This window comes from Paraburkholderia sediminicola (genome assembly GCF_046027825.1).
GTDB lineage: Bacteria > Pseudomonadota > Gammaproteobacteria > Burkholderiales > Burkholderiaceae > Paraburkholderia > Paraburkholderia sediminicola_D.
Genome location: NZ_JAQQDU010000052.1, coordinates 34419 through 61322, shown reverse-complemented (window position 1 = coordinate 61322; position 26904 = coordinate 34419). Strand labels below are relative to the sequence as shown.

The 26904-nt window shown below is 60.5% G+C and carries 25 protein-coding genes; 6 read left to right on the top strand and 19 right to left on the bottom strand.

Annotated elements, in window-relative coordinates:
- The 9 genes from PQQ96_RS25800 to PQQ96_RS25760 all read right to left on the bottom strand — a co-directional run.
- Nucleotides 1-381: porin (locus PQQ96_RS25800; RefSeq protein ID WP_408297936.1), on the bottom strand; the 381-nt coding region annotated here is incomplete at its 3' end.
- A 643-nt stretch (nucleotides 382-1024) separates the two neighbouring features.
- Nucleotides 1025-2887, bottom strand: a complete 1863-nt coding sequence (locus tag PQQ96_RS25795) for a methyl-accepting chemotaxis protein (protein WP_408297934.1) — start codon at nucleotides 2885-2887, stop codon at nucleotides 1025-1027.
- A gap of 166 nt (nucleotides 2888-3053) precedes the next feature.
- Nucleotides 3054-3593 (bottom strand): isochorismatase family protein, encoded by a 540-nt coding sequence (locus PQQ96_RS25790; protein ID WP_408297932.1) that lies wholly within the window; start codon nucleotides 3591-3593, stop codon nucleotides 3054-3056.
- Between the two features lie 237 nt (nucleotides 3594-3830).
- Nucleotides 3831-5189: a nucleobase:cation symporter-2 family protein gene (locus PQQ96_RS25785; protein WP_408297930.1), complete on the bottom strand. Its 1359-nt coding sequence runs from the start codon at nucleotides 5187-5189 to the stop codon at nucleotides 3831-3833.
- 31 nt (nucleotides 5190-5220) lie between these two features.
- Nucleotides 5221-5658 (bottom strand): alpha/beta fold hydrolase, encoded by a 438-nt coding sequence (locus PQQ96_RS25780; protein WP_408297928.1) that lies wholly within the window; start codon nucleotides 5656-5658, stop codon nucleotides 5221-5223.
- Between the two features lie 49 nt (nucleotides 5659-5707).
- On the bottom strand, nucleotides 5708-6064 hold the full coding sequence (locus PQQ96_RS25775) for an alpha/beta fold hydrolase (RefSeq protein WP_408297926.1): 357 nt from the start codon (nucleotides 6062-6064) through the stop codon (nucleotides 5708-5710).
- 20 nt (nucleotides 6065-6084) lie between these two features.
- Nucleotides 6085-7152 (bottom strand): Rieske 2Fe-2S domain-containing protein, encoded by a 1068-nt coding sequence (locus PQQ96_RS25770; protein WP_408297924.1) that lies wholly within the window; start codon nucleotides 7150-7152, stop codon nucleotides 6085-6087.
- A 19-nt stretch (nucleotides 7153-7171) separates the two neighbouring features.
- Nucleotides 7172-7927 carry an SDR family NAD(P)-dependent oxidoreductase gene (locus PQQ96_RS25765; RefSeq protein ID WP_408297922.1) on the bottom strand — a complete coding sequence of 252 codons (756 nt, stop codon included), beginning with the start codon at nucleotides 7925-7927 and terminating at the stop codon, nucleotides 7172-7174.
- A gap of 29 nt (nucleotides 7928-7956) precedes the next feature.
- The gene (locus tag PQQ96_RS25760; protein ID WP_408297920.1) at nucleotides 7957-8961 is read right to left on the bottom strand and encodes a PDR/VanB family oxidoreductase; all 1005 of its coding nucleotides are present in this window, start codon (nucleotides 8959-8961) and stop codon (nucleotides 7957-7959) included.
- Nucleotides 8962-9060: 99 nt separating this feature from the next.
- On the opposite strand from PQQ96_RS25760, the gene PQQ96_RS25755 reads away from it, so the two are divergent.
- The gene (locus PQQ96_RS25755) at nucleotides 9061-9981 is read left to right on the top strand and encodes a LysR family transcriptional regulator (RefSeq protein WP_408297918.1); all 921 of its coding nucleotides are present in this window, start codon (nucleotides 9061-9063) and stop codon (nucleotides 9979-9981) included.
- Nucleotides 9982-10171: 190 nt separating this feature from the next.
- On the opposite strand, the gene PQQ96_RS25750 is transcribed toward PQQ96_RS25755, so the two are convergent.
- From PQQ96_RS25750 to PQQ96_RS25720, 7 genes are all read right to left on the bottom strand, one after another.
- Nucleotides 10172-10315 (bottom strand): hypothetical protein, encoded by a 144-nt coding sequence (locus PQQ96_RS25750; RefSeq protein WP_408297916.1) that lies wholly within the window; start codon nucleotides 10313-10315, stop codon nucleotides 10172-10174.
- A gap of 133 nt (nucleotides 10316-10448) precedes the next feature.
- Nucleotides 10449-11618, bottom strand: coding sequence for a porin (locus PQQ96_RS25745; RefSeq protein WP_408297914.1), 1170 nt, complete (start codon nucleotides 11616-11618; stop codon nucleotides 10449-10451).
- A 369-nt stretch (nucleotides 11619-11987) separates the two neighbouring features.
- Nucleotides 11988-13424 carry an amidase gene (locus tag PQQ96_RS25740; RefSeq protein ID WP_408297913.1) on the bottom strand — a complete coding sequence of 479 codons (1437 nt, stop codon included), beginning with the start codon at nucleotides 13422-13424 and terminating at the stop codon, nucleotides 11988-11990.
- A 160-nt stretch (nucleotides 13425-13584) separates the two neighbouring features.
- Nucleotides 13585-14622: an extracellular solute-binding protein gene (locus PQQ96_RS25735; protein WP_408297911.1), complete on the bottom strand. Its 1038-nt coding sequence runs from the start codon at nucleotides 14620-14622 to the stop codon at nucleotides 13585-13587.
- A gap of 50 nt (nucleotides 14623-14672) precedes the next feature.
- Nucleotides 14673-15488, bottom strand: coding sequence for an ABC transporter permease (locus PQQ96_RS25730; protein ID WP_408297909.1), 816 nt, complete (start codon nucleotides 15486-15488; stop codon nucleotides 14673-14675).
- Nucleotides 15485-16438, bottom strand: coding sequence for an ABC transporter permease (locus PQQ96_RS25725; RefSeq protein WP_408297907.1), 954 nt, complete (start codon nucleotides 16436-16438; stop codon nucleotides 15485-15487). Before PQQ96_RS25725 ends, PQQ96_RS25730 begins: the two co-directional genes overlap by 4 nt.
- A 1-nt stretch (nucleotide 16439) precedes the next feature.
- Nucleotides 16440-17660: an ABC transporter ATP-binding protein gene (locus tag PQQ96_RS25720; RefSeq protein ID WP_408297905.1), complete on the bottom strand. Its 1221-nt coding sequence runs from the start codon at nucleotides 17658-17660 to the stop codon at nucleotides 16440-16442.
- A gap of 140 nt (nucleotides 17661-17800) precedes the next feature.
- Here PQQ96_RS25720 and PQQ96_RS25715 point away from each other — a divergent pair, with 140 nt between their 5' ends.
- Nucleotides 17801-19390 carry an IclR family transcriptional regulator gene (locus tag PQQ96_RS25715; RefSeq protein ID WP_408297903.1) on the top strand — a complete coding sequence of 530 codons (1590 nt, stop codon included), beginning with the start codon at nucleotides 17801-17803 and terminating at the stop codon, nucleotides 19388-19390.
- On the opposite strand, the gene PQQ96_RS25710 is transcribed toward PQQ96_RS25715, so the two are convergent.
- Complete coding sequence (locus PQQ96_RS25710; protein ID WP_408297901.1) at nucleotides 19366-19488, bottom strand: hypothetical protein; 123 nt, start codon at nucleotides 19486-19488, stop codon at nucleotides 19366-19368. The genes PQQ96_RS25715 and PQQ96_RS25710 overlap by 25 nt on opposite strands.
- Nucleotides 19489-19783: 295 nt before the next feature.
- On the opposite strand from PQQ96_RS25710, the gene PQQ96_RS25705 reads away from it, so the two are divergent.
- Nucleotides 19784-21028, top strand: coding sequence for an acyl-CoA dehydrogenase family protein (locus PQQ96_RS25705; protein ID WP_408297899.1), 1245 nt, complete (start codon nucleotides 19784-19786; stop codon nucleotides 21026-21028).
- 113 nt (nucleotides 21029-21141) lie between these two features.
- On the opposite strand, the gene PQQ96_RS25700 is transcribed toward PQQ96_RS25705, so the two are convergent.
- Both PQQ96_RS25700 and PQQ96_RS25695 read right to left on the bottom strand, forming a co-directional pair.
- Nucleotides 21142-22257, bottom strand: coding sequence for a sigma-54 interaction domain-containing protein (locus tag PQQ96_RS25700; protein ID WP_408297897.1), 1116 nt, complete (start codon nucleotides 22255-22257; stop codon nucleotides 21142-21144).
- Entirely contained in the window at nucleotides 22254-23483 is a 1230-nt protein-coding gene (locus tag PQQ96_RS25695; RefSeq protein ID WP_408297895.1) for an acyl-CoA dehydrogenase family protein, read from the bottom strand. Before PQQ96_RS25695 ends, PQQ96_RS25700 begins: the two co-directional genes overlap by 4 nt.
- A gap of 551 nt (nucleotides 23484-24034) precedes the next feature.
- Between PQQ96_RS25695 and msuE the strand changes: the two genes are divergently transcribed.
- Genes msuE through PQQ96_RS25680 form a run of 3 tightly spaced genes read left to right on the top strand, consistent with a single transcriptional unit; the run spans nucleotide 24035 to nucleotide 26896 of the window.
- Nucleotides 24035-24616, top strand: a complete 582-nt coding sequence (gene msuE, locus PQQ96_RS25690) for an FMN reductase (protein ID WP_408297893.1) — start codon at nucleotides 24035-24037, stop codon at nucleotides 24614-24616.
- Between the two features lie 28 nt (nucleotides 24617-24644).
- Nucleotides 24645-25748, top strand: a complete 1104-nt coding sequence (gene sfnG, locus PQQ96_RS25685; protein ID WP_408297891.1) for a dimethylsulfone monooxygenase SfnG — start codon at nucleotides 24645-24647, stop codon at nucleotides 25746-25748.
- Between the two features lie 2 nt (nucleotides 25749-25750).
- Nucleotides 25751-26896 (top strand): AMP-binding protein, encoded by a 1146-nt coding sequence (locus tag PQQ96_RS25680; protein WP_408297889.1) that lies wholly within the window; start codon nucleotides 25751-25753, stop codon nucleotides 26894-26896.
- Nucleotides 26897-26904: the final 8 nt, after the last annotated feature.

Sequence of the window (26904 nt, the reverse complement as noted above, 5' to 3'; positions counted from 1 at the left end):
TGAGTAGTACGACGTGTACTGGCGGCCAGCGGTGAACGAGCCGTAAGTGGCATTAGCCACGCCAACATAAGCCTGCCGGTTGAACGCCAGACCGGAGACGGACTGCGCGCCGGTTGCACTGTTAAAGCCTTCTTCCAACTGGAAAATCGCCTTCGTGCCGCCGCCCAGATCCTCGGCGCCCTTCAGGCCGAAGCGGCTGCCTGCCCAGATGCCGTTGATCATCTTGACGACCGAATGGCCGCCAGCCATCGAACCGAGCGACGTCTGGCTGCTTTGATAGCCGATCCCCGTATCGACGATACCGTACAACGTCACGCTGCTTTGAGCGTGCGCGCCGAGGGCGACCAACCCAAGGGCCGAGGTTGCTAATGCCTTTTTCATTTCTGCTCCTCTGTAAAAATCTTTTCTCTATTTCCAACAGCACTAATCGCCCCGGCAATCCAAGGTGTGCAGAGCTAGCCGGCTCCGCGTGCCGGTGCAAATGCGAAGAGGGGCGAGCACTGGGTGGCGCCTGGATTTTCAAATCCAGCCCGAAGTGTCGTTCAAACGCGTTCTGATGTCTTTCAGGGTTTATACGAATTTGTACGATCTAGTTAGTTTTTTATTGGAGAAGCTTCGGGTGAACTAGAGTGGCCGTTTGATTGCAGCGAAGCGAGAGGGAGAAGAAGCTGGAGCGTCTGGACGAACTTTTAGCCTACGCAACCGTGTGGGGAGCGCTCGTAAACGGCGCCCTCTGGTGTCACCGACCGTCGCATGGACTTTTGCGATTCAGGGTTTATACCAATTTGTACGATCTAGTTAGTTTTGTTACGACATAGTTTCGGTAGAGTTACAGTGGCCGCTTTGATTGCGGTGATGAGCGGCGTGGCCGCATGCTTGTTGCGCCGGCCTTGCACCAGTACGTCAAGCACCGTCGAGCGGATCGCGTTTTCAGGTGATGACGCCCCATTGCCACGGCACGAACTCGTGCGTGCGGGGTCCGCTGCACCAGTTCTCCACCCAGCGAAAAAACTCGCGCTGCGCCCTAACCCTCGATTTTGAACACCGCCACCAATCGATCCAGTTCCGCGGCCTGCTGCTTCAGGCTCTCCGCCGCTGCGGCGCTCTCCTCGACCAGCGCCGCGTTCTGCTGTGTGACGTTGTCCAGTTGCTGTACGGCGTCACCGATCTGGCCAATGCCGGCGCTTTGCTCGACACTTGCGGAGGTGATCTCATTCATCATCGTGCTAACGCCTTGCACCTGCGCGACGACGTTTTCCATCACCTTGCCGGCGTCGACAACCAGGCGCGAACCCGCATTCACCGTCCCGACATTGCGCTCGATCAGCGCCTTAATCTCTTTGGCGGCCTGCGCGCTGCGTTGAGCGAGGTTGCGCACTTCCGAGGCCACTACCGCGAAACCGCGACCCTGCTCGCCGGCGCGCGCTGCTTCGACCGCCGCGTTGAGCGCAAGGATGTTGGTCTGGAAGGCGATACTGTCGATGAGCACGACGATTTCGGACATCTTTTTCGACGCCTCACTGATCTGCTCCATGGTAGACACCACCTCCCCAACTACGCGCCCGCCTTGCGCGGCGGCGTCAGAGGCGCTGCTGGCCATCTGCGCCGCGTTGCGGGCGCTGTCAGTATTGTTCTTTACGGCAGCGGTAATTTCCTCCATCGACGCCGCGGTCCGCTCCAGGTTGCTGGCCTGCTCTTCCGTGCGCTGGCTCAGGTCTGCGTTGCCCATCGCGATCTGCGTGGAGCCGGTGGCGATCGAAGACGAGGACGCGCGCACGTTGAGCACGAGTGTGGCCATCGACGACACGAAGCGGTTGAATGCGTCCGCCAGGTGGCCCATCTCGTCCTCGCTCTCGACCGTCATGCGGCGGGTGAGGTCACCCTGACCACTGGCGATTTCCGAGAGCAGCGTCGCGGCGCGCCGGACCGGTGCAGCAATTGCACGGCCTATCAGCAGAATCACCATCAGCGCCACGCCGAGACCGACGACAGCCGCGATCAGCGCAGCCATTCGGATGGCGTGCTCAACCGGTCCGAGCAGTTCCGCCTGAGGCACTTCGACAACGACGTAGGCATTCAGCTCCGGGATGAACGAGGTTGCGATGTAGCGCTGTCCACCTGGTGCCGCGTAGGTCATGCAGGCATAGGGTTTGCCGGCCAGCAACCTGCCCGTGGCGTCGCCGGGCAGGCCCGGCAGGTCTTTCAGGAAATGCTTGCCGTCAACCAGCGTGGTGTCGGGGTGCATCATGATCGCACCGTCCGGATGCACGAGGTAGGCGAAGCCGGTCTCGCCGATCTTGTATCCCGCAATTCCTCTCGCCAGGGTATCCACGGACAGCGACATTCCAGCTATACCCGTCGGACCATTTGCTCCCTCCACACGTGCGTTGATGAACATCATGTAGCCGCCCAGGCTCACATCGTGGTCCATGTTGACTTCGTACGGCTTGCCGGAGGCGAGGAAATTTTCCAGCCACCGATCCCCGGAAGTGATCTTTCGCTGCAGGCCCGCCTCGGTAAGGTAGTTGCCGCTCGTCGTGGACACCCACTGCACGCTAGCGGCTTTTTGCTGGGCCTTCATGTCCGCCGCCAGCCGCATCCAGTGACTCATACCGGACGCGGGTTCGCCGTCGGCTTCCCACTGCTGGAGAAACGCATCAGTCGCCATGGTCCGCGAGGCAGTGATCGGCCCGGCAAGCTGGCGCTGCACATCGGCACGAATACCGTTCACCGCGGTGGGCAGTTCATCCTGCACAATGCGCTCGCGTACGGTGTTGCCGATCAGCCAGATGCTCAAGCCGCTCGATATCCCGACAAAGACCAGCAAGCAGCTCGTCATGCTCAGAATCAGCTTGTTCTGAATGGAAAGTTTCCGCCAGATGTGCATGAAGAGTCCCCTGTCAATGGCGTCTTGATGGCCAGTTCAGGTGTTAACGGAGCATTCGCGCCGAACTTCATAGCGGACGACATATAGACTGTATTTGCGCAACGAGCAGCACCGCAGCAATCGAAACGACTGCTCGCCCCCACCATCAACCAGGCCTGCCTGCTTGTTACTTGATCAGCTTAAGCGCCTCCCTGAACCTCGGATGTTCACTCGTTCGCAACCATTCAAACGCAACCATTTCCGATGTCACGAGTTCCGCACCCGCTGATTTCGCACGATCTATCGCAACAATTTTGTTGGCACTCTGCCGGGACCCGATAGCATCGACGACGAGCCGCACGCGCCGATTTCTTTCCCGCAGTCCCAGGACCGTCTGCAAAACACAAACGTGCGCTTCACAACCCAGGACAATCAGATCGTCCCGACCTGGCTCCAGACAGTCCGCAAAACCTGGTTCAGCAGTAGCGTCGAAATGATCTTTTTCGAACCGCCTGCTAAACATCTGTCCTATTTCAGGCACCGTGCCACCGAGGCGTAGTGGCTGCTGCTCTGTTCCAACGATGGGAACGTCAAGAAGCTTCGCCATCTGCGCCAGAAACAATGCCCGCTTCACAATCTCGTTGCCCTCGGAAATGACAGGCATCAGCTTCTTTTGCAGGTCAATAATGATAAGCATCGCGCGCGACGCGTCGCATAGAAGACTCATAATTACCTCGCTTCAAAACGGGGTTTCCGGGCTCGATACCGGGGGAAAATGCACTGCGTCGCACCCGGTTTTCGATAAGTAGACTACATGGATACGACGCCATATCTTAAGCCCGTAGGCAGCTCGTTGGCGACAGCCGGATCCTGCCGACTCGACATCGTCAACTGCGCATCGAAAAAGTGAGTGCCGTGTTTCCATCCGTTCGGCCATCCGGTTGTCGATGAGTCGCGTTGACAATCAGCCTTCCATGCCATTCGCAATCGCTGTGTGGCGGGCAGACACTGCCGCGTTTTCGCGCGAATCCGCTCCGTTCAGATAGAGATTCAGAACGAAGGCCGATACCGAACCGAGCAGGATGCCGCTGTGTGTAATCGGCGCGAGCCATTGCGGGAAGTGGTTGAACATCGTCGGCGCGACCAGCGGCACCATGGCCATCGCACCACTGATCGCGACGAAGAGCTGGTTATTGCGGTTGCCGGTGAAATCGACGGTAGACAGCATCCGCACACCTGCCGCGATTACGAGCCCGAACATCACGATGCCGGCGCCGCCGAGCACGTACATGGGGAGCGACGCGATGACGTGCGCCAGCTTCGGCAGCAGCCCGAGTCCCACCATGAGCGCGCCGCCGACCGCGCACACATAGCGGCTCTTCACACCTGTGATTGTCAGCAGGCCGATGTTCTGTGTGAACGACGTGTAGGGAAACGTATTGAAGATGCCACCGAATACCGCGCCCGCACCGTCGGCCATCAGCGCCCGAGTCATCAGACGGGGTGTCATTGGACGGCCGACGATATCCCCCACTGCCAGGAACATGCCCGTCGATTCAACCAGCACGACCGTCATGACGATGCACATGCTCAGAACCGCGCCGAAGTAGAAGGTGTGCAAGCCGAACTGGAGCGGCATCACGAGACCGACCCACGGCGCGTGCGCCACCGAATCGAACGATACTTTGCCTAATGCAGCGCATACGACAAACCCAACACCGATGCCGACCAGTACGGCAATGTTGCGCACGATCCCTCTGCCGAAACGCTGCAACGACACAATCAGTGCGAGTACGCCAAAGCAGATCAGCAGATTGATGGGATCGCCAAAGTTCGTTGAGCCAACCCCGCCGCCGGCCCAGTTGATCCCGATCGGCACGATGGAAATGCCGAGCAGCAGGATGATCGAACCACTGACGACCGGGGGGAAGTAGCGCAGCAAACGGGTCATTACCGGTGCGAGCGCCATCGCGAACAACCCACCGGCCATCACCGAGCCGTAGATACCAGTAATGCCGATGTTCGGGTTGGCCGCCATCGCTATCATCGGACCCACCGATACAAACGACACCCCCATCATCACCGGCAGGCGCGCACCGAGCTTCCACAGCCCCAGCGTTTGTACCAGCGTGATGACACCTCCCGCAAACAGGTCGGCGTTGATCAGCAGCGCCATCTGATCGGGCGTGAGTTTCATCGCGCCGCCGACAATTAACGGCGGCACAACAGCCCCGGCGTACAGCACCAGCACATGCTGCAACGCCAGGAAAATGAGCCGGTGCCACGGCATGATCTCGTCTACGGGTTCAACTTGACCGGACATAACGCCTCCTTGTCGACATAACGCCTCCTGATTACGATGACCGCCGTGCAGATACCTGGTCTGCGCAGTCGGTGTCTGCTGTGATGCTGCCCGCTGTGATGAAGAACTGCTTCAGCGCGTCGGTCAGTTCCATGGGTCTTTCGAGCGGAACCAGATGCCCACTGCCGGCGATTTCGACAAACTTGCCGCGTCTGGCTGACGTGGCCATCTGTCGCATCACCGCGCCACGTACAAAGCTGCGCTCGCCATGGACGAAGAGCATGGGGCGATCGATCTCGCGCAACGCATTCCAGTAGTTGTCGCGCCGGAACGGCCAGCAACTGAAAAAGAACGGATCGTGCTTGCGCTCCCAGCCACCGACGACCGGCCGAATCGAACGGAAGGCGTACATGTCGAGCAAAGTATCGGACGCCATGGGATTGGCCTTGCGCTCATAGTTCAGCGCCGAGATGCGGTGCTGAAAAAACATGGGGCGTGCGTCGACCTCCTTTTCTCCGCGTTCGAAATTCGGCTCGACGTCAAGCACAGCCAGCTGGCGCTCGCGCGATGTATCCGATCGCAATTAGCGCACCCCACGACAAACCCGCCAGATCGAACAGCTGCAGATCGAGCGACTGCACCAGTGTCTCGAGATCGTCGATGTGGTCATCGGTCAGGTACGCGTGCGATTCTGGCCAGTAGCTTTCGCCATGACCTCGCAGGTCAAGTGCGATCACACGCCGCGTTTTGCCCAGCTCCTGCGCCACGTCGTGCCAAAGCCAGGCGCTGCCGGTCACCCCGTGAAGGCAGATCAGCGGCGGATACTCGCCAGTGTCGCTGCCGAATTCGAGCGCATGCAGTGCGCCCGTGCTGGCCGGCACAAACAGTTCGCGCACCGCACCGCTCGCGGCGGCCCTCACGACAGCCCAGCTTCGTTCAGGATATCGAATAACCAGCGCCGATATTCGACGGTGACCACATCCGCGCCACGCACAGGCGTCTCGCGTTCATTGGGGTTCCCGTCTGAAAAGCTGAACCAGACGGGCCGCTGCGACTCGATGATCGGTTTGTCCTGATCCAGCACCTCGGCTTCGAAATCCATGAAGAACCGGTCATAGGTTGGATCGGTGCCGAAGTCGCGCGCCTGCCACCAGAAACTGCGGGTATGCGTCTCATCGATCGGGGATGCAGCCATGAACAGCACGTAGCGCTTGCCGTTCGGAAAGGTACGCTTCAGATGGACCGTATGTGGCATGGTCACGTGATACTCATTGACCGGTTCGATCCACTCGTCAGTGATGCCGAGCAGTTGTTTCTTGAGCCCGACACCGGGTTCCTTCACGCCACTGCGATCAAAGCGCAGTACGTGCCCGTCGCGCCAGACCTTGACCGGCTCGACGCGTGGGTTGTCGCGACTGCCGATGGTGCCGTCATGCACATAAGCGAAGTGGCCGAAATCGACGAAATTCTCCAGACGACGCGGCGTACTCGTTGCCCAGTCATACGCGGAGCCGCGCAACACGCGATATTCCGGATCATTGAGTTCCGGGAAGTCGGGCAATGGCATGACTGGCGTTTCGAGTGCAACCCAGATCAATCCGGCATGCTCGGCCGCGTGATAGCACGCGACCGACGCATTGATCACGCCCGTCATTTCCTCGCGAGCGGGAATTCGCACGCACTTGCCGCCCTCGCTGAAGCGCCAGCCGTGATAGGGGCATTCGATCGTATCGTTGACGATCTCGCCCAATGCGAGTGATGTGCCCTTGTGCGGGCACCGGCCATGCATCGCCTTCACCTCGCCGTTCAGACGGGCGACGACCACGGATTCACCGAGCAGCGTCACGCCGACGGGTTTGTCCAGCACGTCGCCCGCATAAGCGACCGGGTGCCAGTATTTGCGCAACGCCTGATAAAGCGGCGGCCCGGCTCTCACGCCTGACGTAGATTCGACAGAGACGGGGATGTCGGCAAGACTTGTCATGATGGGCTCCTGTCGAGGGTTACTGGAAGTACGCGCCGCCGTTGACCAGCAAGCTTTGTCCCGTGACGAAATCGGATCCACTGCCTAGCAGATAGAGCGCCGAACCCACCATGTCTTCCGGGGTCTGCGTGCGCTTCAGGCAGCGTTGCGCGATCGTTTTTTCGTCTGCCGCGGTGCCTTGTTTGGCAACGATGTCCGGATCGGGAATCAGGTCTGGACACAGGGTATTGACCTGTATGTTGAATTCACCCACCTCACGCGCGAGCGCGCGGGTCAGGCCGATGATGGCCGCCTTCGACGACACGTAATGCAGGAAATTGGGCACGCCCTTGTACGGGGTATTCGACGACACATTCACGATCTTTCCGCCGCCCCCTTGTTTCATGTACGGCACCACCGCGCGACAGCACAGCCACACGCCGCGCACATTGATCTGGTAGCAACGGTCCCATTCGTCCAGCGGAATGTCCATGAATGAACCGAACGTGCAGCCCTTGAAAAACCCGGCGTTATTGACGATGCCGTGAATCGCGCCGAAACGCTCGAACGCAGTTGCCGCCATCGCTTCGATGGAATCGGGATCGGCTACATCGACCTTGACCGCGACAGCGGAGCCCCCTGCGGCGCCATATTCCCTGGCGAGCCCGGACAGGTCCGCCAGATCCGCCAGCACGACATTGGCGCCGATGCGGTTCAGTTCGTCACAGTAAGCGCGGCCGATGTTGCCGCCTGCGCCGGTGACGATGATCGTCTTGTTTCTGAGTGAGTCGGACATGGGGATACTTTCCTCCTGGTGTGTCGGTTTCAGATATCGAGGGTTAGCGCGTCGCCCTTGCAGCGCGATACGCAAATCATCATCGTGCGGTTTGCCGCCCTTTCTTCGGGACTGAGCACCCTGTCCCGGTGATCGGGTTCGCCGGCAAGCACGGCGGTCTCGCAGGTGCCGCATACGCCTTCGCGGCACGAGCACATCACGGCCACGCCGTGTTCCTGCAATACGTGGAGAATCGAGCGGTCAGGCTCGATCACAAAGCTTTTTTGCTGGCGTGCGAGCGTGACCGTGAAGGCCTGACTGTTTGCGGGCGTGCTGATTTCCGGCGCCTTGAAGTATTCGAGGTGAACTCTTTCTGGTGGTACGTCGGCTAGGGCGGCCGTGAATGCGTCCATCAACGGCGTTGGGCCGCAGCAATAGAAATCTGCCTGCGCGCCGTGCTTCGCGAGCACAGCTCGAATATCGAGCGGCGCCGTGCCGGGCACGCCGTCGAACACGCAGTGGAGTGCGCCGTCCGGACAGGTATCGGCCAGCTCGCGCAACTCGCGCAGGAAGGCGGCACGGCTTTCAGTACGGGCGCAGTAGTAGAGATCCCAGCTGCGTCCGAGTTCGCACAGGCGCCTGACCATCGCCAGCAATGGCGTGATGCCGATGCCGCCGGCCACCAGCACCGAATGAACGGCGGCTTCGTTCAGTGGAAAGTGATTGCGGGGCGCGCTGACGGTCAAACGGCTGCCGACCGTCACGGCGTCGTGCATCCTGATCGACCCGCCCCGGCTTGCGGGATCGCGATTCACGCCGATCACATAACGATGGCGCTCGTGCGGATTCGTCAGCGAATATTGCCGCACGAGATCGCCCGGCACATGTACGTCGAGATGCGCGCCCGGTTCGAACGGCGGGAGTTCATATGCCTCACCGGACTCAGCGGACTCAGCGGATTCCGCGCCTAAAGGCCAAAGCTCGAACGAGCGCACCGTCTCGGCTTCCCGGCGGATACCACGCACTTCAACCTCGAACGTATTCCCTGCGTTCATCACCCTCTCCGCATCAACTGAGCTTCGTTGATACGTATTTAAGGGCCTCAATTTATGCAATAAAATCGATATAAATTGAACAATTATTGAGAAACTCTGATGAATCTCACTTTCCGTCAATTACGTGCGTTTGTCGCGGTCGCCGAGTGCAGCCGATTCGCACTCGCCGCCGAGCAGCTTCATCTCTCGCCGTCGGCGTTGAGCATGCTGATCAAGGATCTGGAAGGCGAACTCGGCGTGAAGCTGCTCGACCGGCACACGCGCATGGTTCGCGTGACCGACATTGGCAAGGAGTTTCTTGCCAGTGCGCGGCGCGTGTTGCAGGACATCGATATGGCCGTGCAGAATTCACGCGAACAGGTCACCTACAAGCGGGGCCGCGTGACCGTGGCGAGCGCGTCGGTCCTGAGCGTCACACTGCTGGTGCCGTTCATGCGCGAATTTCAGGCAAGTTATCCCGGCGTGCATGTCGTGCTGCGGGATACGGCAGAAGAAAACATCCGGAATGCGTTGATCGCAGAGGATGCGGACATAGGCATCGGTACGTTTCGGGAAGCGCAGTCGGAAGTCACGGAAACCGACCTCTTCAGGGACACGTTCGTGGCGCTCCTTCCCGAGCATCATGTGCTCGCACGCAAGCGTGTGGTGACGTGGTCCGCCCTGGCCGAGTGGCCTTTCATTGCCCTGTCGCCCGGCAGTCCGATCCGCCGCGACCTCGACGCGCACCTTTCCACGCAAGACGTCCGGCTCAACGTGGCCTATGAAGTGTCTTTCCCGTCCACGGTCTTTGCGCTCGTGTCGAACGGCATGGGGATTTCGCTGCTGCCGGCCAATTCGCGGCATCTGATGAATGTGTCTGGCATCGAGTTCCGGCCGCTCGGCAAGCCAGCGATCATGCGGCGCGTCTGCACGTTCCGGCTTAAACACCGGGCGCTGTCACCGGCAGCCGAGTTGTTTCACACGTTGCTGATCGATTACGTCGAGGCTAACCGGACGCGGCTAGCGGTCGAACGGGCCTGATCAGCGGTCCGGTGCGACGCCCCCGCGCGTTGCCAGCGAAGCGTTTCGGATGCCAAAGGTTTTTCACTAGCCCAAACACACGCCATCGGACAGACGAGCGAACGGGAGCGAACGGGGCGGGCAGACCTTAATCAAATGACTTCCGATATTGGCAGTTTTCAACCATAAAACTTCCGTCGTCGTAGACGGGTCACCGACCGAGGTAGCGGCCGTCAGCCGACGGTTTCTGTGAGCGGTTATGTTCAATACCGTCCAGGCCGAGCGTCTCGAGGTCGGCCTTATGAAAAGCTTCGCATAAGGCCGACCAGCGGTCCTCTGAAATCTTCCTATTCATGCCCTGCACGTTGCAAAATCGCACCAACGGCGCTTAGGGGGCCCTGCTCCACAACGCCGCGGCGAGCTTGACCAGATCGTGCCGGCTTTGCATCGCACACCACCCGCTACTCCCTGCCAGTCTCCTGGCTCGCTCAAAACTTATGACGTATGCCAATACGAGCCATGAATTGCTTGCTGGTCGATGAAGGGCCAGCAGCGTCCGGATTTGCGGCGAATTCAAGTCCCGTACCGCTTATGCCTGCATCGCTCGCAACCTTGACGTACGCCCCCTGCGCATAGACGTCGGTCCGCTTCGAAACGTTATAGTCGGCCATCAAGCCAAACTGGTGATACTTGGCTTTGACGCTGCCCCCCGACGTACCGTCGAACGTCGCCTGCGTGTAGGTGTACATACCGCCGACATAGAACGCCGGCGTGAACTGGTACTTGGCATTCACCTCATAGTTGTCGAACTTGAGCGACGATGCGGCACCGAGTGTCGGGCTTGCGGCGAGGTTCGCGTATTGGGTCGCCGTCGGCTGGGACAGGTTTGTGTTGGTGTACGCGAAGCCCACAGTTGCGGAGGCGATTGTGTATGCGATGCCCGCACCGAAGACGCGTTGACGATTGGCGGTCCAACTGCCGTCGGGGTTACCATTGGAGCCAATGGCCACGGCACCCGCTGTGCCCGCATTGGGACTATCGACGTTCATATAGGCGGCGGCGAGACTCACCGGGCCATTGCTGTACTGTGTGCCGACGCTGATCGCCCGGTTGGCTGCGAAATGGGTCGAGTTGCTGAAAGCATACGCGCCCCCAAACGAGAAGCCGCTGTAGTCGACACTCGTGTACTTGACCGCATTGTTGAGACGGAAGGTATTGTCAGTGTTGTCGTTATCGTAGGGGTGCGAGAACATCCCGCCGCCCCAGTTGCCGTTGGCCGTCATCGGCGCCATATAATCGACAACAGAATCATATTGACGACCGACGGTCACCGTGCCGAGCGTCGCGCTGGACATACCGACATAAGCCTGGCGGCCGAACCCTGCACCCTCTTGAGCCAGCTTGCCGGTGTTCACGTCGAAACCCGATTCCAGCTTGAACACCGCCTTCAGGCCACCACCCAGGTCTTCCACGCCTTTCAGGCCCCACCGGCTACCCTGCGCATCGCCGCTCGACAGCGCGTAGAGATTCTTGCCGCCGACATTGTTCGTATAGTCCAGACCTTCGTCGATCAGGCCAAATAGCGTCACACTGCTTTGCGCATGCGCCACGCCGGAAAATGCACACACCACACCTACTGCAAGAAGCGTCTTTTTCATATCGATCTCCAAAGTTTCACCTGATCCACCCCGATATCGCATAACCGGGCGGATCTCATTTGCGACTTCTTCTTTTTGTGTACGGCCAGGGAGCGCGATTCAACGAACTTACGCACGTCGCCGGCATCGCAGCTCATACCGGTTCATCAAGATCAAGTTCTAGAAACTTTCACTATAATTACGCATTCCTAATTACATGAAATGGATGAACGTGAAAGTATGGCAACGCGTGAGAGCGGCTCATCGTCGCCGAAGGCGCGCTCCCGCTCCTTTCTAACTCCAGCTAATAGCCGAACCTCGACCCGATCATCGCGCCATGTGCCAATGTGCACTTTCGAACGCCATGTCGTTCTCCCGTTCCCCGAATGATCAGGCGTGGGTAAGCATCAGCGAATCGAGTTCGCGCTCGTGGGTGGCCCACTTGCCAATGATCGCTTCAATCGCCGACGCGACCGACAACAACGCCGCTTCGCCGCGTGGCCGGCCTGCAATCTGGATCCCCACCGGCAGGCCATCACGGGTCATGCCGCAGGGAATCGCGATCACCGGCAGGCCCAGCAAAGTCAGTCCATAGGTGATCGAGAGCCAGTCGATGTACGTGCTGAACTGCCGCCCCGCTGCACGCTTCACGTAGGTCTGCTCGACGGGAAAGGCCGGAACGATCGAGGTCGGGCAAATCACGACCTCGTATTCGTCGAGCAAGGCGCTCATCTCGTGGAACAATGCGCCGCGCGTGCGGAGCGCTTCGGCAATCGACGGACCATCGAGCGACAGACCATACTCGATGTTTCCGATCACATTGGCGTTGAGTAAACCGCGATGTTCGGCCAGCACATCGGCCAGACCGGTCGCGTAGGATACGCCGCGCAGCACATGAAATGCACGGCCGCCCGACGACAGGTCAACCGGCGGCTGATCAACAGCGATGCCGGCTTGAGCGAGGCGGTCCATCACGCCGGCACAAATCGCACGGATTTCGGGCTCCGCCTCGGCGATGCCAAGTCCTGGGCTATACGCCACCCGTGCAGGCTTGCGGGGGCGAAGCGCATGATCGAGAAACGGCGTAGCCGGATTCGACAACGAAAGCGGCGCACGACGATCGGTACCGCACATCGCGTCGAGCAGCAGGGCGGCGTCCGCCACGTTGCGCGCCATCGGCCCCTCGACCGCCAGTGTGTCGAACGGATCGCGTGACGGCCCGGACGCCACGCGGCCGGGAGTCGGCCGTAACCCGACGACGCCGCAAAATGCGGCCGGCGTGCGCAGCGAGCCAGCCAGATCCGAGCCGTGCGCGACCCAGGCGGTGCCCGAGGCCAGCGCAGCCGCAGCGCCGCCAGAAGAACCGCCGGCCGAGCGCGACAGATTCCACGGATTACGTGTCAATCCCAGGACATCGTTGTACGTGTGGCCACCCGCACCGAATTCCGGCGAGTTGGATTTCGCATAGATGATGGCGCCGTTCGCTTCGAGATGCGCGGGTGTCACGTCTGTCGTAGTTGGCACGAAGTCCTCGTACACCCGCGAGCCGTACGTCGTGCGCACCCCTTCAACAGCAGCGAGATCCTTGATCGGCACAGGCAATCCGCATAGCACCCCGCGCTCGGCGACCGGCTTGCGCAGCAGTGCCTCGGCATGCTCATGCGCGCGCTCCCAGCACAGCGTCGGCAATGCGTTGACATGCGGTTCGACACGGTCCACCCGCGCGGCCAGGGTGTCGAGCAGATCGTGCGGACTGACTGCTTCGCGACGCAGCATGTCGACCACCTCGCAGGCAGATCGTTCGAGAAGGGCGGAATCGACGGTCATAGTTGATCACTTACTCCATAAAATTCGCAAAGAGAGCGAGGCGCCGCTAACGGGCACCGCTGCTTCCGGACAGCGTGCATGCTGGCGGGCTTCGCGCGACAGCGCGCACGGAGCCAATGCCATGTTGTGTTGTGCTGTGTGGTTGATAAGGTCCGATGCCTTACTTGAGGAGGTCCGTCCAGACCCGGTCGTGCAAGCGGATCGCCGCAGTCGAGCAGGTCTGTTTGAACACCAGCTTGGTGCCTGCCGGCGGCGTCAGTTCCGGGGCGCGCTTCACGTCGTCGGCGACAAATGCATCGGAGCCGTCGACTGCGTTCTGGTACTTCAGGAAGTTCGTATTTGTCGCCGCCGCCTTCGGCGTGAGCAGGAACGCGATGAACTTCTTCGCATTGTCGATATCGGGCGCGCCCTTCGGCACCACGATGTTGTCGACCCATGCAAGCGAACCTTCCTTCGGGTACGCATAGCGGATCGAGTGTTTGAGATCGGACGCACGCTGCGCCGTGCCGCTCCAGATCGCCGACATCGCAATTTCGCCGGAGACCATCGATTCGCGAATCGCGCCGGCCTTGGAGCTATACGTCTTCACGAACGGCTTCTGTTGCTTGAGCACGTCCAGCACTTTCTGCATCTGTTTCGGATCTTCGCCGCACGCCGGCACGCCCGCCTCGATCGCCGCCAGAGAGATGGCATCGTCCGCCGAGTCGAACATATTGATCTTGCCTTGCAGCGGCGCCGGCGGATTGAAGAGCAATTTCAGCGTGTTGATGTCGCCGCTATATACGCTGGTGTCGACGGCAAAGTTCATCGTGCCCCACAGATAAGGAACCGAGTATTCGCCGGTCGGATCCCATTGCGGCTTGCGAAAACGTGCGGTGATGCCGTTGTAGCCTGGGATGTTTGCTGCATCGATTTTGTCGATCAGGCCCTCGCGCACGAACACCGGGATCATCGCCTGGTTGGTCACGGCGATGTCATAGCCTGCCCCACCCTGCTTGAGCTTCGCCAGCAGCGTCTCTTCGGAATCGTAGTTGTCGATGTTGACCTTGATGCCGGTCTGCTGCTGGAACTGGGTAATCAGATCCGGCGCGATATAGCCGGACCAGATATACAGATTCAGGGTGCCTGCTGCATGGGCAGCTATCGACGGGGCAACGCACGCGAGAACGACGCCGGCTGTGCTCAGGAATTTCTTCATGACTTCTCCGTTGGATGTGATGTCTTGACGTGTGTAAAGTGTGTAGAGGACTACGAACGCTTATGACCGCCCTTGCCGATCATGTGTGCGGCAACGACCAATGCCACCGAAATCACGAGAATAATGGTCGATGCGGCGTTGACGTCGGGTGTGACGCCCATGCGCATCAGGCTGAAAATGAAAATCGGCAAGGTCGTTGAACCGGCTTGCGCGACAAGCACTGAAATGATGAAGTTATCCAGCGAGACGACGAAGGCCAGCATCAGACCCGAGACGATGCCCGGCATCAACAGCGGCAGCGTCACATAGCGCAAGGTGGCCCACTCGCGGGCGTAGAGATCCATCGCCGCCTGTTCGAGGCGTGTATCCATCCCTTGAAGACGCGCGCGGATCGGCAGGTAGGCGAAGGGAATGCAAAACACCGTATGCGCGATGATCAGGTTGCCCGCGCCGAGCGAGAGTCCGATCGCGCTAAAGAATCCCAATGTCGCCACGCCGACAACGATCTCCGGCAGGACGAGCGGCAGCATGATGAGCCGCTCGGACATCGCGGTGGTGCGCGTGCGCTGCCGGCGCGCGATGGCAAGCGCGGCAAACGTCGCGAGCACCGTCGAGAACGACGCCGATGTCAGCGCGATCACAACGCTGTTCTGGGCCGCATCGCGCAACGCCGCATTCTGGAACACCACCTCATACCATTGCAGGCTGAACGACTTCCAGACGGTGGCCGACGTGCTGCCGTTGAACGACAGGACCACGAGCGCGACGATCGGCGCATACAGGTACAGGTAAAACGCCCCGGTAATCGCGCCAAAGCCGCTGAAATGGTTGGCGCTGAATACGGCTGGCCGTCGAAGGAAACTCATTGCGGCCTCCGTGCACGAGATGCGGTAAGACTGGACCGAACTAGCGTAATCAGCGCGGCGGCCGTGACGATGGCGATCAGCAGCACCACGGCGAACACCGAACCGAACGGCCAATCGCGCGCCTCGGTGAACTGCCGGTAGATGAGATTGCCGAGCATCAGCTTCTTGCCGCCGCCTAGCAGTTCGGGGGCGATCATCGCGCCAAGGCAGGGAATGAACGTCAGCATGCAGCCTGCGATGATGCCCGGTGCCGCCGCCGGCAACACGACACGCAGCAATGCCTGGGTTTTCGACGCGTACAGGTCGTGCGCGGCCTCGATCAGGCGAATGTCCATCTTCTCGACGCTCGAGTAGATCGGCAGCACCATGAACGGCGCGTAGGTATAGACAAGGCCCACCAGCACCGCGCCATCGGTGTAGAGCATGCTCATCGGATGGTGAATGATCCCGAGCGCCTGCAGCACGCCGTTGACTACGCCCGTGTCACGCAGCAGCAGGATCCACGCATAGGTGCGCACCAACAGGTTGGTCCAGAACGGAATGGTGATCCACAGAATCAGCCGGTTACGCCGGGCAGCGGGCTGCAACGCGATATACACCGCGACCGGAAATCCGATCAGCATGGTGATCAGCGTCGTCATGCCGGCAACCGAAATCGAACGCAATGCGATCATCAGATACGCGTCGGTGAAGCTCAGGCTATCGTCGAGATTGCGCTCGAACAGCAACTGGACGTACGCGTCGAGGCTGAATTTGTGCAGCACGCCGCCGTAGCCGTTCGCCTCCATGAACGAATAGGCGACCACCAGCAGTAGCGGCGCGACGAGAAACAGCGCGATCATCAGCGGCGCCGGCAGCAAGCTGGCGAGTTGCAAGCGCCGTTCACGGCGCTCCAGCGGTCCCGGCTCGGCAATCAGCGGGATCGATTGGGGAAGGTCGGGTTGCAGCATCTCAGTCCCTCAGCAGGTTGACGGCGTTCACGGCGACGTCGAGCCAGACCGGCTGGCCGACTTGCGGACGATGCGCGGCGCGGCCGGCAGTCATATCGCGAACCACGATGCGCTGCCCGTTGCCGAGCCGCACGTGACACGCCGTGTCGGTGCCGAGATAAACCGTCGTGGCAATCTCACCTTTGATACGCGGACCGACCGATACCGATCCCGTGGCGAACGAAAGCCGCTCGGGCCGGATCGCCACCGTGACCGCATCGCCTACTGCGTAACCGTCCTGCTGGTCCGTGACGAAGTCGCCAACCTCCGGCACCACGACCCGCACAAACCCGGCGCCGCGTTCCGCAATACGGCCGGAGAGCATGTTGTTTTCGCCGATGAAGTCGGCGACGAAACGGGTGGCGGGACGGTCATAGATGTCTTCAGGTGTACCAATCTGTTGTACGAGGCCTTCTGACATCACCGCAATACGATCGCTCATCGCCAACGCCTCTTCCTGATCGTGCGTGACAAAAACAAACGTGATGCCGGTCTTTTCCTGCAAGCTCTTAAGTTCGAGCCGCATCGCCTGGCGTAACTTCAGATCGAGTGCGGACAGCGGTTCGTCGAGCAGCAGCACGCGCGGCTGCGGCGCGAGCGCCCGGGCCAGCGCGATGCGTTGCTGTTGTCCGCCCGAAAGCTGGTTGGCGCGCCGATCGGCGAACTTTTCCATCTTGACGAGCGCCAGCATGTCGGCCACGCGCTGCTTGACCTCAGCCGGGCTGCGCTTGAGCATGCGCAGGCCGAACGCGATGTTCTGCGCCACCGTCATGTTCGGAAACAGTGCGTAGTGCTGAAACACCGTGTTGATCGGGCGGCGATACGGCGGCAACGCGTGAACAGGTTCACCGGCCAGCAGGATTTCGCCCGACGAAGGTTGCTCGAACCCGGCAAGGAGGCGCAACAACGTCGTCTTGCCACAACCGGACGGCCCCAGCAGCGTGAAGAACTCGTTGTCGTTGATCGACACCGACACGCCCCTCAATGCGTGGGCTACGCCGGACGCCTCGCCCGGATAAATCTTGTGAGCGGCGCGCACGTCGATAATGGGCGTGCCATGCAGATTGGACGCGCTTGCCGCACCGGCAGCCGACGCCGCGTTGCTGCTGGCGTGAGCGCCGCTGGTGGTCCGCGCGGTATGTCGCACGGGCAGTTCGTTGACCCTGTTGATGGACGTCGACACTGTGTTGCTCCTTGGCTTTGCTGTGAACACTTGACGTTTTACCGCAATGCGATTATCATTACTGATATTCGATTGACACAATCATTGTTCGACCAAAAGTCGATGTCAATCGATTTTTGCCGCCCCTGGAGGAACCCCTAATGAGTGAAGACCATCGTTCTCAGATCGCCGCGCTCGACAAAGCGCTGACGGTGCTTGAGGCGTTTGGCCCAGCGGCGCCGGATCTGCGCATTACCGAAATTGCCGCCCTGACAGGCATGAACCGCAGCAGCGCGCAACGCATCACGCATACCCTCGTGCGCTGCGGCTATCTGCACCGCGACGAGGTGTCGTCGGCGCTGTCGCTGACGTACCGGAGCGCGTGCATCGCGCACACCTTCATCAGCACGAATCACCTGATCGATCTGGCCATGCCCGCGCTGGTCGATCTGAGCGCACGCACGCATTTGCGCGCGGACTTGTGGGTGATGCAGGGAGCGGACATCGTCAACCTCGCGCGTGTGCCGTCCGCAGCCGATTCACGCGCGATGGCGCCGATCGGCGAACGCTTGCCGGCGCTCGCGTCCGCGCCCGGGCGCGCGATGCTGTCGCGCCTGCCTGCCGAGGTCCGGGCCGAACGGATTGCGGAGTTGGCGGAGGTTTCCAATCCCGGCTTGACGCCCGATGAGCAGGCCGCCTGCGAGCGCACGCTGGCAGACACAACTGCGCGCGGTTATGTCCTCGAAGCCGGCAGCAGCGTCAACGACTTAACAACGATCAGCGCCGCCGTGCTCGACGCGAGCGGTGAGTGTCTTGCCGCCGTATCGGTATCCGGATGGCTTGGCGAAGTGAGCGAGGACGATCTGGTAAGCCAGTTTGTGCAGCCCGTGCTGGCCACCGCACGCGCGCTCTCCAATCTCAGGATCCAGACGTGGTCGCGCACGGTATCGCGCCCTGCCGAGGGCAAGGACGCGTTGCCAGCCCCCGAAGAAGACGAAGACGATCCGTTGCTCATCGCGTCGGTCGCGCGCGGTTTCCGGGTCCTCGAAGCGTTCACGCCCGCCAACTCGGTACCTACGCTGACCGCCCTGCACCGCCTGACCGGACTTCCGATAGCAACCGTCCAGCGAATCGTCGACACGCTGATGGCACGTGGCTACGTCGAGAAAGATGCGCGGCACAAAACCTTCCGGCTGACCGTGAAGACGCTCGACATGCTGTTCAATTTTCAGATGAGCAACCGCGTCATCAAGACGGTATGGCCACGTCTGGTTCAGCTCCGTGACGACTGTGGGCTGCGTTGCTCGTTCTGCATGTCTGCGGATGAAGACATCGTGCACTTGCTGCATGTACAGAGCCATCCACACGCCGACTTCCACACCGCTTTCATTGGTGAACGGCTGCCTATGCTCAGTACATCCGGTGGCATCGCGATGCTTTCAACGCTGGACGATGATCGACTCGATGACGTGATTGCGAACAGTGCGCCCAAGGCCATCACGCCGTTCACGATCACCGACAAGAGCGCTCTGCGCCGGATCATCACCACGGCTCGCGAAAAGGGCTATGCCTTCACCGACCAGCAATCGATCATGTTCGAAGTCAATGTCGCCGCGCCGATCGTCAAAGCCGATGGTCAGGTGCTTGGCGCAATGGTGGTGTCCGCTCCGAAACGGGACTGGACCGTTGCGCGCCTGGAAGACGAGATTGTGCCTCGCTTGATGGCTTACACGCGCTCGATGTTTTCCTGAGGAGCAAAGTTCACCGATTGCGACACGAGCGGCGCGGCGACGATGAGCCAGCCGTTCGTCGAGCGTACGACGGCGCCCAGTTCGAAGCCGACTTTCACCAAACGGGGCTGACGTGTCCACCACGGGCCTCCAGGCAGACGTTCTCCAATCTGCGGTTGCGAACGTTCGGCCTCAGCTTCAGTGGATGATCTGGCGCGACAGTGCTGTCCGCTGCTCCCAGGCAAGCAGTTCATCAGCACACTGCTTCGGCGCCAGCAGCGAAAATTCTCTGCTCTTTCGATTCATCAGGGTCAATAGACCGTTAGCACGATGGCATGTCATGTGCTCTCTATTCATTACGACGAGAGCCAGATCGCTCTGCCTCATTCCCCACATTGACCTTGGAGCAGGCGCATGACATCACAAATCCAGCGTAATAAATTGCCACTTTCGTACGGCACCGACTATGAACAGTTGGCCGCCAGGTTCAGGCCAATCTTCAACCGCATCGCGGAAGGCGCGCTCGAACGCGAGCGCACTCGTGCGCTTCCGTACGAGCAGATTGTCTGGTTGAAGGATGCCGGGTTCGGCGCCATCAGAGTGCCGCCCGAATTCGGTGGCGCTGGCGCGTCACTTCCGCAACTCGTGCAACTCCTGATCGAACTCGCCGAAGCCGACTCGAGCTTGCCGCAAGCGTTGCGCGGGCACTTCGCCTTCGTCGAAGACAGGATCAATGCCACGCCCGGCGCTGCGCGGGAAAAATGGCTGCAACGCTTTGTGGCAGGTGAAATTGTCGGCAATGCGTGGACCGAAGTCGGCGCGGTCAAGATAGGCGATGTGATCACGCGTGTATCGCGCAGCGACAACCAGTGGGTCGTCAACGGAACGAAGTACTACAGCACGGGCAGCATCTTCGCCGACTGGATCGACGTCTATGCCCAGCGCGACGACAACGGCGCCGATGTCATCGCAGCGGTAAGCACACGACAGTCGGGCGTCAAACAAAGCGACGATTGGGATGGCTTCGGCCAACGCACCACCGGAAGCGGAACGTCGGTATTCGAGAACGCAGTGGTCGATGAAGAGAACATCATCGACTTCTCCACGCGCTTCAAATACCAGACGGCGTTCTATCAACTCGTGCTGATCGCCGTGATTGCAGGTACGGGACGCGCTGCGTTGCGTGACATCTCGCACGAAGTCCGCAAACGCACTCGGGTTTACAGCCACGGCAACGCGCCACGCGTCAGTGAGGACGCCCAGGTGCAGCAGGTGGTGGGGCAAATAGCAGCACGCGTGTACGCAGCGGAGGCGGCCGCTGTGCGAGCCGCGGAGCCATCACAAAGAGCGTACGAAACGCGCTTCGGCGCAGACCGCGATGCTGAACACGCGGCGAACGTGGCGGCCGAAATCGAATCGGCAAAAGCCCAGGTCGCCGTGGCCGGTCTGATTCTGCAGGCAACCACCGACCTGTTCAACGCGCTCGGTGCTTCGGGCACTAGCGAGAACAAACTATTGGACCGTCACTGGCGAAACGCTCGCACCGCTGCATCACACAACCCGCTGATCTACAAGGAGCGGATCGTGGGTGACTGGGAAATCAACGGCAAAGAGCCTCCCTTCGTCTGGCAGATCGGCAACAGCAGAACCGCTACTTAGTCGGCTTCCGCCGCGGCACGCAGCGACAGGCGGACCGGTCTCGCGGCCGGTCCGCTTCGACTTCTAGACGCACGCAAGAAGGAAGTACTACATTCGCCATCACGCATGTGAGTCTACTTCTGCGCGGAAATCTGCTTGGCGCGGATCAGCCGCGCCCGTAACACATTGCGACTAATGCCCAGCAGCCTCGCGGCCTGAATCTGATTCCGGTAGCAGAAGTCGAACGCCACGCGCATTACCGTGTCTTCGATCTGTTCGAACAGGTTGCCTTCCGCGTTATCGAAAAGATGACGCAACGCCCCCTCCAGCCCTTCCAGCGGCGTAGATGCAACAGGTTCACTGGTCACCCGCCGCGCGGCGTGAATCCCGAACGACGACATCTGCAGATCGCCCTCGCCTAGCGAATCGCTGCGGCACACCAGCAACGCGTAGTGGATGACGTTCTCAAGTTCGCGGATGTTGCCGGGCCAACTATGCTCCAGCAGCTTTCGCTCCGCTCGCGGCTCGATGTCCACCGGCCCGTAGCCCAGCCGGTTTCGATACTCTTCAATGAAGTAGCGGGCCAGCGGCAATATATCGCCGGGCCGATCGCGCAGCGTCGGCACGGCCAGATGCACGACGTTCAGGCGATAAAACAGGTCCTCGCGAAAATGGCCCGCCGCCACTGCGTCCTGCAGATGCACATTGGTGGCCGCCAGCACGCGCACGTCGATCGGAATGCTTCTGCGCGAGCCGAGCCGCACGATCTCACGTTCCTGCAAAACGCGCAGCAGCTTGACCTGCATCGACAGCGGCAAATCGCCAATCTCGTCCAGAAACAGCGTCCCACCATTGGCCGCTTCGAACCAGCCGGGTTTGGCGCAAAACGCGCCGGTGAACGCGCCTTTCTCATGGCCGAACAATTCACTCTCCACCAGCGACTCGGAGAACGCCCCGCAATTGACCGCCACAAACGGGCCGTCCTTGCGCGCACTCAGGTTATGTACATGGCGGGCGACCAGTTCTTTACCCGTCCCTGTCTCGCCGATCACGAGCACGTTGGCGTCGCTCGGCGCCACCATGCGCATACGTTCGAGTAAAGCCAGCGATTGCGGGTCCGAGAAGATCTGGGCAGTCGCTCGAATGGAGGTGGTCAGCGTACGCTTGTTGGGCATCGTCAATAAAGGCGGCGCTTCCGTTCGCGCGATGGCTGATCGGTCCGGTAACACGTGATTGAGTGAATAGTTCATGAGTAGAAGCTCGGCGTCGGATATCGTTGCGTCAGGGTCCATTCGCCGATTTCCCGAAGCTTATAGGCGAGCGGATCGTGAAGCGTATGGGTGCGCAAATTTCGCCAGTGACGGTCCAGTCTCAGCGCGCCATGCGTTGCACGCGCTCCGGCCACATCGAACATACGGGTACAGATGGTGAACCCGATTTCTGTGGCAGCAACTTTGGCCGTTGCGACCGCCAACGCTACTTCGCCACGTTCGGCGTCAGTCAGTGCATCCGCTCGGGCCCAGGCCGCATCGAAGCGATCTGCCGCGCGGTCGGTCAACAGACGCGCCGCCTCGAGACCCGCCCAGAATTCGCCGTACCGGCCGAGGATGTAAGGATCCGCTGCGGTGGATTGCACGCCGGACGTATGCCACGGACGCGCCTCATGAAGCGTGTAATGACGGGCGTCGTTGAACGCACTTTCGCCGATGCTGAGATAGACATTCGTCAGGATCAGTTGGGCGAGTAAGGGACGCAAGCAGGCAAAAGGTGTCGACAGCGGCCCGGGGTCGGTCAGAATCTCGTGGTTCTCCACGCGGACCTTTTCCAGCGTCACCGTGCCACTGTCCGTTTGCCGTTGGCCGATGTTGTTCCAGTCCTCCGCGACGGAGATACCTGTGCGCCCAGTCGGTATTGCCGCGATCAGCAGCGTTCCGGTACCGGCGTCTCGCGCGGAAGCAATCAGCATTTCCGAATCGAGCGCACCGGAACAAAAGCTCTTCTGCCCGCTGAACTCCCGCCAATCCGCGTGCGAGTGGCTCACGGCCCGCTCATCGAGCGGATTTAACGCATTGCCCCAGAACCATTGGCGGCGGGCAGTCTGCTCGAACCAGGCGCGCCATTGCGTCGACGAACCGAACAGACGCACCGTCGCGAGCATCAGATGGTGAAAGCCGAATACATGACCGAGCGAACTGTCGGCCCGGCCAAGCGTGCGCACCACATCCAGCGTTTGCCGCCAGTTGGCTCCAAGGCCGCCATGCGCCTCAGGAATACTCATCGCAAGAAGACCGCTAGCGCGCAATGCGTCCCGCTCCGCTTTCGGCGTTCCGCCTCGGGCGTCGCGCTCGGCAGCGGTTAGCGCAAATGTGGTGGCGAGCCGCTGCGCGATCTGCAAAGGCGATTCAGTGACCGATGCTGCCTCATCGCCCGGTGACAGGGAAGCCGGCGTGTCCGGCAGTACGTAGGTTGAATTCATAGGGGTAAAGATACTCACTCCGCTACGTGCGGATGTGGACCGTCATCTGACGGCTGATGGGGGTTGATCGGGGTTGAACGGCATCGATCGGCACTGCTTCCCGAGAAACGTATTCTGACCATCTACCGCGACCTTCGATGCAATTTGTTGTGGTAACCAAAGTCGAATTGCTGCTTACGCAGCAGCATCGTCATAAATGCTGCCTCTGCGTCAGCACTACCCTCACTCACCGCCTCCCACGCAGCAGGCCTGTTGGAATACTGAAAGCCTGCACGCCCATCGCCTGAACGCACAGTTGCTTCTCCAGCAGCAGCGCAAAGACCATTTTGCTTCGCCAGCTTCATACGTCAGCCTGCATTGGTTCCATGCCACCGCGATATGCGCAGGAGCAACTGCCGCAACCGGTTATGCCATTTGACTTGGCGCGCAGTTGCCGTTGGCCCGCCTATTCGCCACTAACCCGTCCTGTTCACGCAAAGCCGGATGGCACGGTATTCGCTAAATAAGCTGTACACCCGATTAATTCACTTTCGCCTGAAAGGATCGTTCGAATGAGCAAAAGATTGAACGTGGTCGCCGTCTCCGGTGGATTGCAACGGCCATCGCGCACCCTTGTGGTGGTCGAACGTCTGCTTGCCACGCTCGGCGGCTCACTGCCGATCGACACGCATCTCGTCGAGCTAGGGCAGATCGCCTCACGCCTCGCCGGTGCGGTTCATCGCTCGCACGTCCCCGCTGACGTGCAAGCACACATCGAGGCGATTGAATCGGCGGACCTACTGGTGGTCGCGAGCCCGGTCTATCGCGCGTCGTATACAGGACTCTTCAAGCATCTGTTCGATCTCGTGCATCACGAGGCGCTGGTCGACGTGCCGGTTCTGCTCGCCGCAACGGGCGGCAGCGATCGTCACGCGCTCGTCATCGATCATCAACTGCGTCCGCTGTTCAGCTTTTTTCAGGCTCGCACGCTGCCGATAGGCGTGTACGCGTCCGAAGCGGATTTTAGCGGCTATGCGATCTCGAACCCGGCATTGGAAGAACGCATTGCATTGGCGGTGACACGCGCGCTTCCATGGCTGCATGCCGGACGACTCCCTGCTTCTTTCCCGCAAGCCGCAACGCTGGCTGCATAGACCTCTTTATCCAATCATCAGGAATATCATGAGCCAGAACCCCTCTCACGTCGATGCCGTCAAATTCGCCTACTGGGTGCCCAACGTCAGTGGCGGCTTGGTCGTCAGCACGATCGAGCAACGCACGGACTGGAGTCTCGAGTACAACCAGAAGCTCGCACAAACCGCGGAGAAAGCGGGTTTCGAGTACGCGCTGAGCCAGATCCGCTTCACCGCCGGATACGGTGCGGAATATCAGCACGAGTCGGTTTCGTTCAGCCAGGCCCTTTTGCACGCGACAACAAAACTCAAGGTGTTGGCTGCGATTCTGCCAGGTCCGTGGCACCCCGCCGTCGTCGCCAAGCAACTGGCCACGATCGACCATATTTCCAATGGCCGTATTGCGATCAATGTGGTGAGCGGCTGGTTCAAAGGCGAGTTCACCGCGATCGGCGAACCGTGGCTCGAACACGACGAACGCTATCGCCGCTCGAACGAATTCATTCAGGCGCTCAAGGGCATCTGGACCCAGGATAACTTCACCTTCAAGGGTGACTTCTACCGCTTCAACGACTACACACTGAGCCCCAAGCCTGTGCAAAAGCCGCATCCGGAGATCTTCCAGGGCGGTAGTTCACGCGCCGCACGCGACAACGCTGCCAGCGTCTCCGACTGGTACTTCACCAACGGCAATACGCCGGAGAACCTGAAAACGCAGATCGACGATATTCAGACCAAGGCCGCAAAGAACAATCACAAGGTACGTATCGGCGTGAATGCCTTCGTGATCGCCCGTGATACCGAAGAAGAGGCCAAGGCCATGCTCGCCGACATCATCAAGCATGCGCACGTCGAAGCCGTGCATGCCTTCGGCGACGCCGTCAAACAGGCCGGCAAGGCTTCGCCGGAAGGTGAAGGCAACTGGGCCAAGTCGAGCTTCGAAGACCTCGTGCAATACAACGACGGCTTCCGCACCAATCTCATCGGTACGCCGCAGCAGATCGCCGAGCGCATCGTCGAATTGAAATCGGTCGGCGTGGACCTCGTGCTGACTGGCTTCCTCCATTTCATCGAAGAGGTGGAGTACTTTGGCAAGCGGGTCCTGCCATTGGTGCGTGAACTCGAACTCAAGCAGCAGGCTAAGGCCGCCTGATCATGACAAACGCACAGCCGCAGACGCTACCGGACTGGCTGCGCCATCAGGCGCAGCGTCGGCCACACGCTATCGCATTGCGGCACAAGTGGCTGGGCGCATGGCACGCGTTGTCGTGGCAAGACGTCGCGGCGGCGGTCGAGCAACTGGCCGCCGGTCTCGCACAGCAGGGCTTTGCGGCGGGCGACGCGCTGCTGCTCGTCAGTCATCCGCGCGAGGAGGCGCTGCTACTGTCGCTAGCGGCGCAGTGGAACGGTGGTGTCGCGATGCCGCTCGACCCGCAACTCGCCGACGACGCATTGCGCTCGGTGCTCACGCATATCGCCCCACGCTTCGCATTCGCCGAAGACGATAGTCAGATAGATCGCCTGCTGACGCACGAAGGATTGCGCGTGATTGACGCCAATCCGCGCAATCTCTCGCCGCATCCGCATCCTGCCGTGACCGACTATCGCGCTTTGTCGGTCCACAACGAGGGTGGCTTTGCATCCACCGCCCGCGCCCATGACGACGCATTCGCTTTCGTGCGCCTCAACGCTGATGGGCAACTCGTCGAACAGCGTTTCCCACATGCGACGCTGGTGCGTGAAGCACAGCAACTCGTCGCCACCGAGAAGCTGAACGCAGACGACGAAGCATTTGCCGCACGCGCATTCGCCGCCGCCTCCCAGGCGCGTTACCTGATTGCGCCCTGGCTACTGAGCGGCTTTCGCCTGAATTTTCCGGAGTCGCTCGCGACCCGCGACAACGATCGCCGCGAACTCGCACCGACACTGGTTGCAGGCACCCACGAAACCTATGCGCGGGTGGCACAACTCGTCGATGACCGTTTGCCCGGTGCACGATCATGGCGACGCCGTCTGATCAACCGTGCGCAGCGCAGACAGGGCGGCCCGCTTACTCGTGCGTTGACCTGGTGGCTCATCACCCGTCCGTTACGCGAAGTGATCGGCTTCTCGCGCACCCGTGCTGCACTCGTTATCGGGCCGCCGCTCGACGAAAAAACCGCCGCGCTATTCGACACATTACGCGTCGATGTGCGCGCCTGGCCCGATACCGGTGACTGGCGGCGTGTCGAACCTGAGCTTCAGACGGTGGCGCCGCAGCGCTATGCAGCAGACGGCGCATCGGAACAACCGGCTTATTGATGCATGAC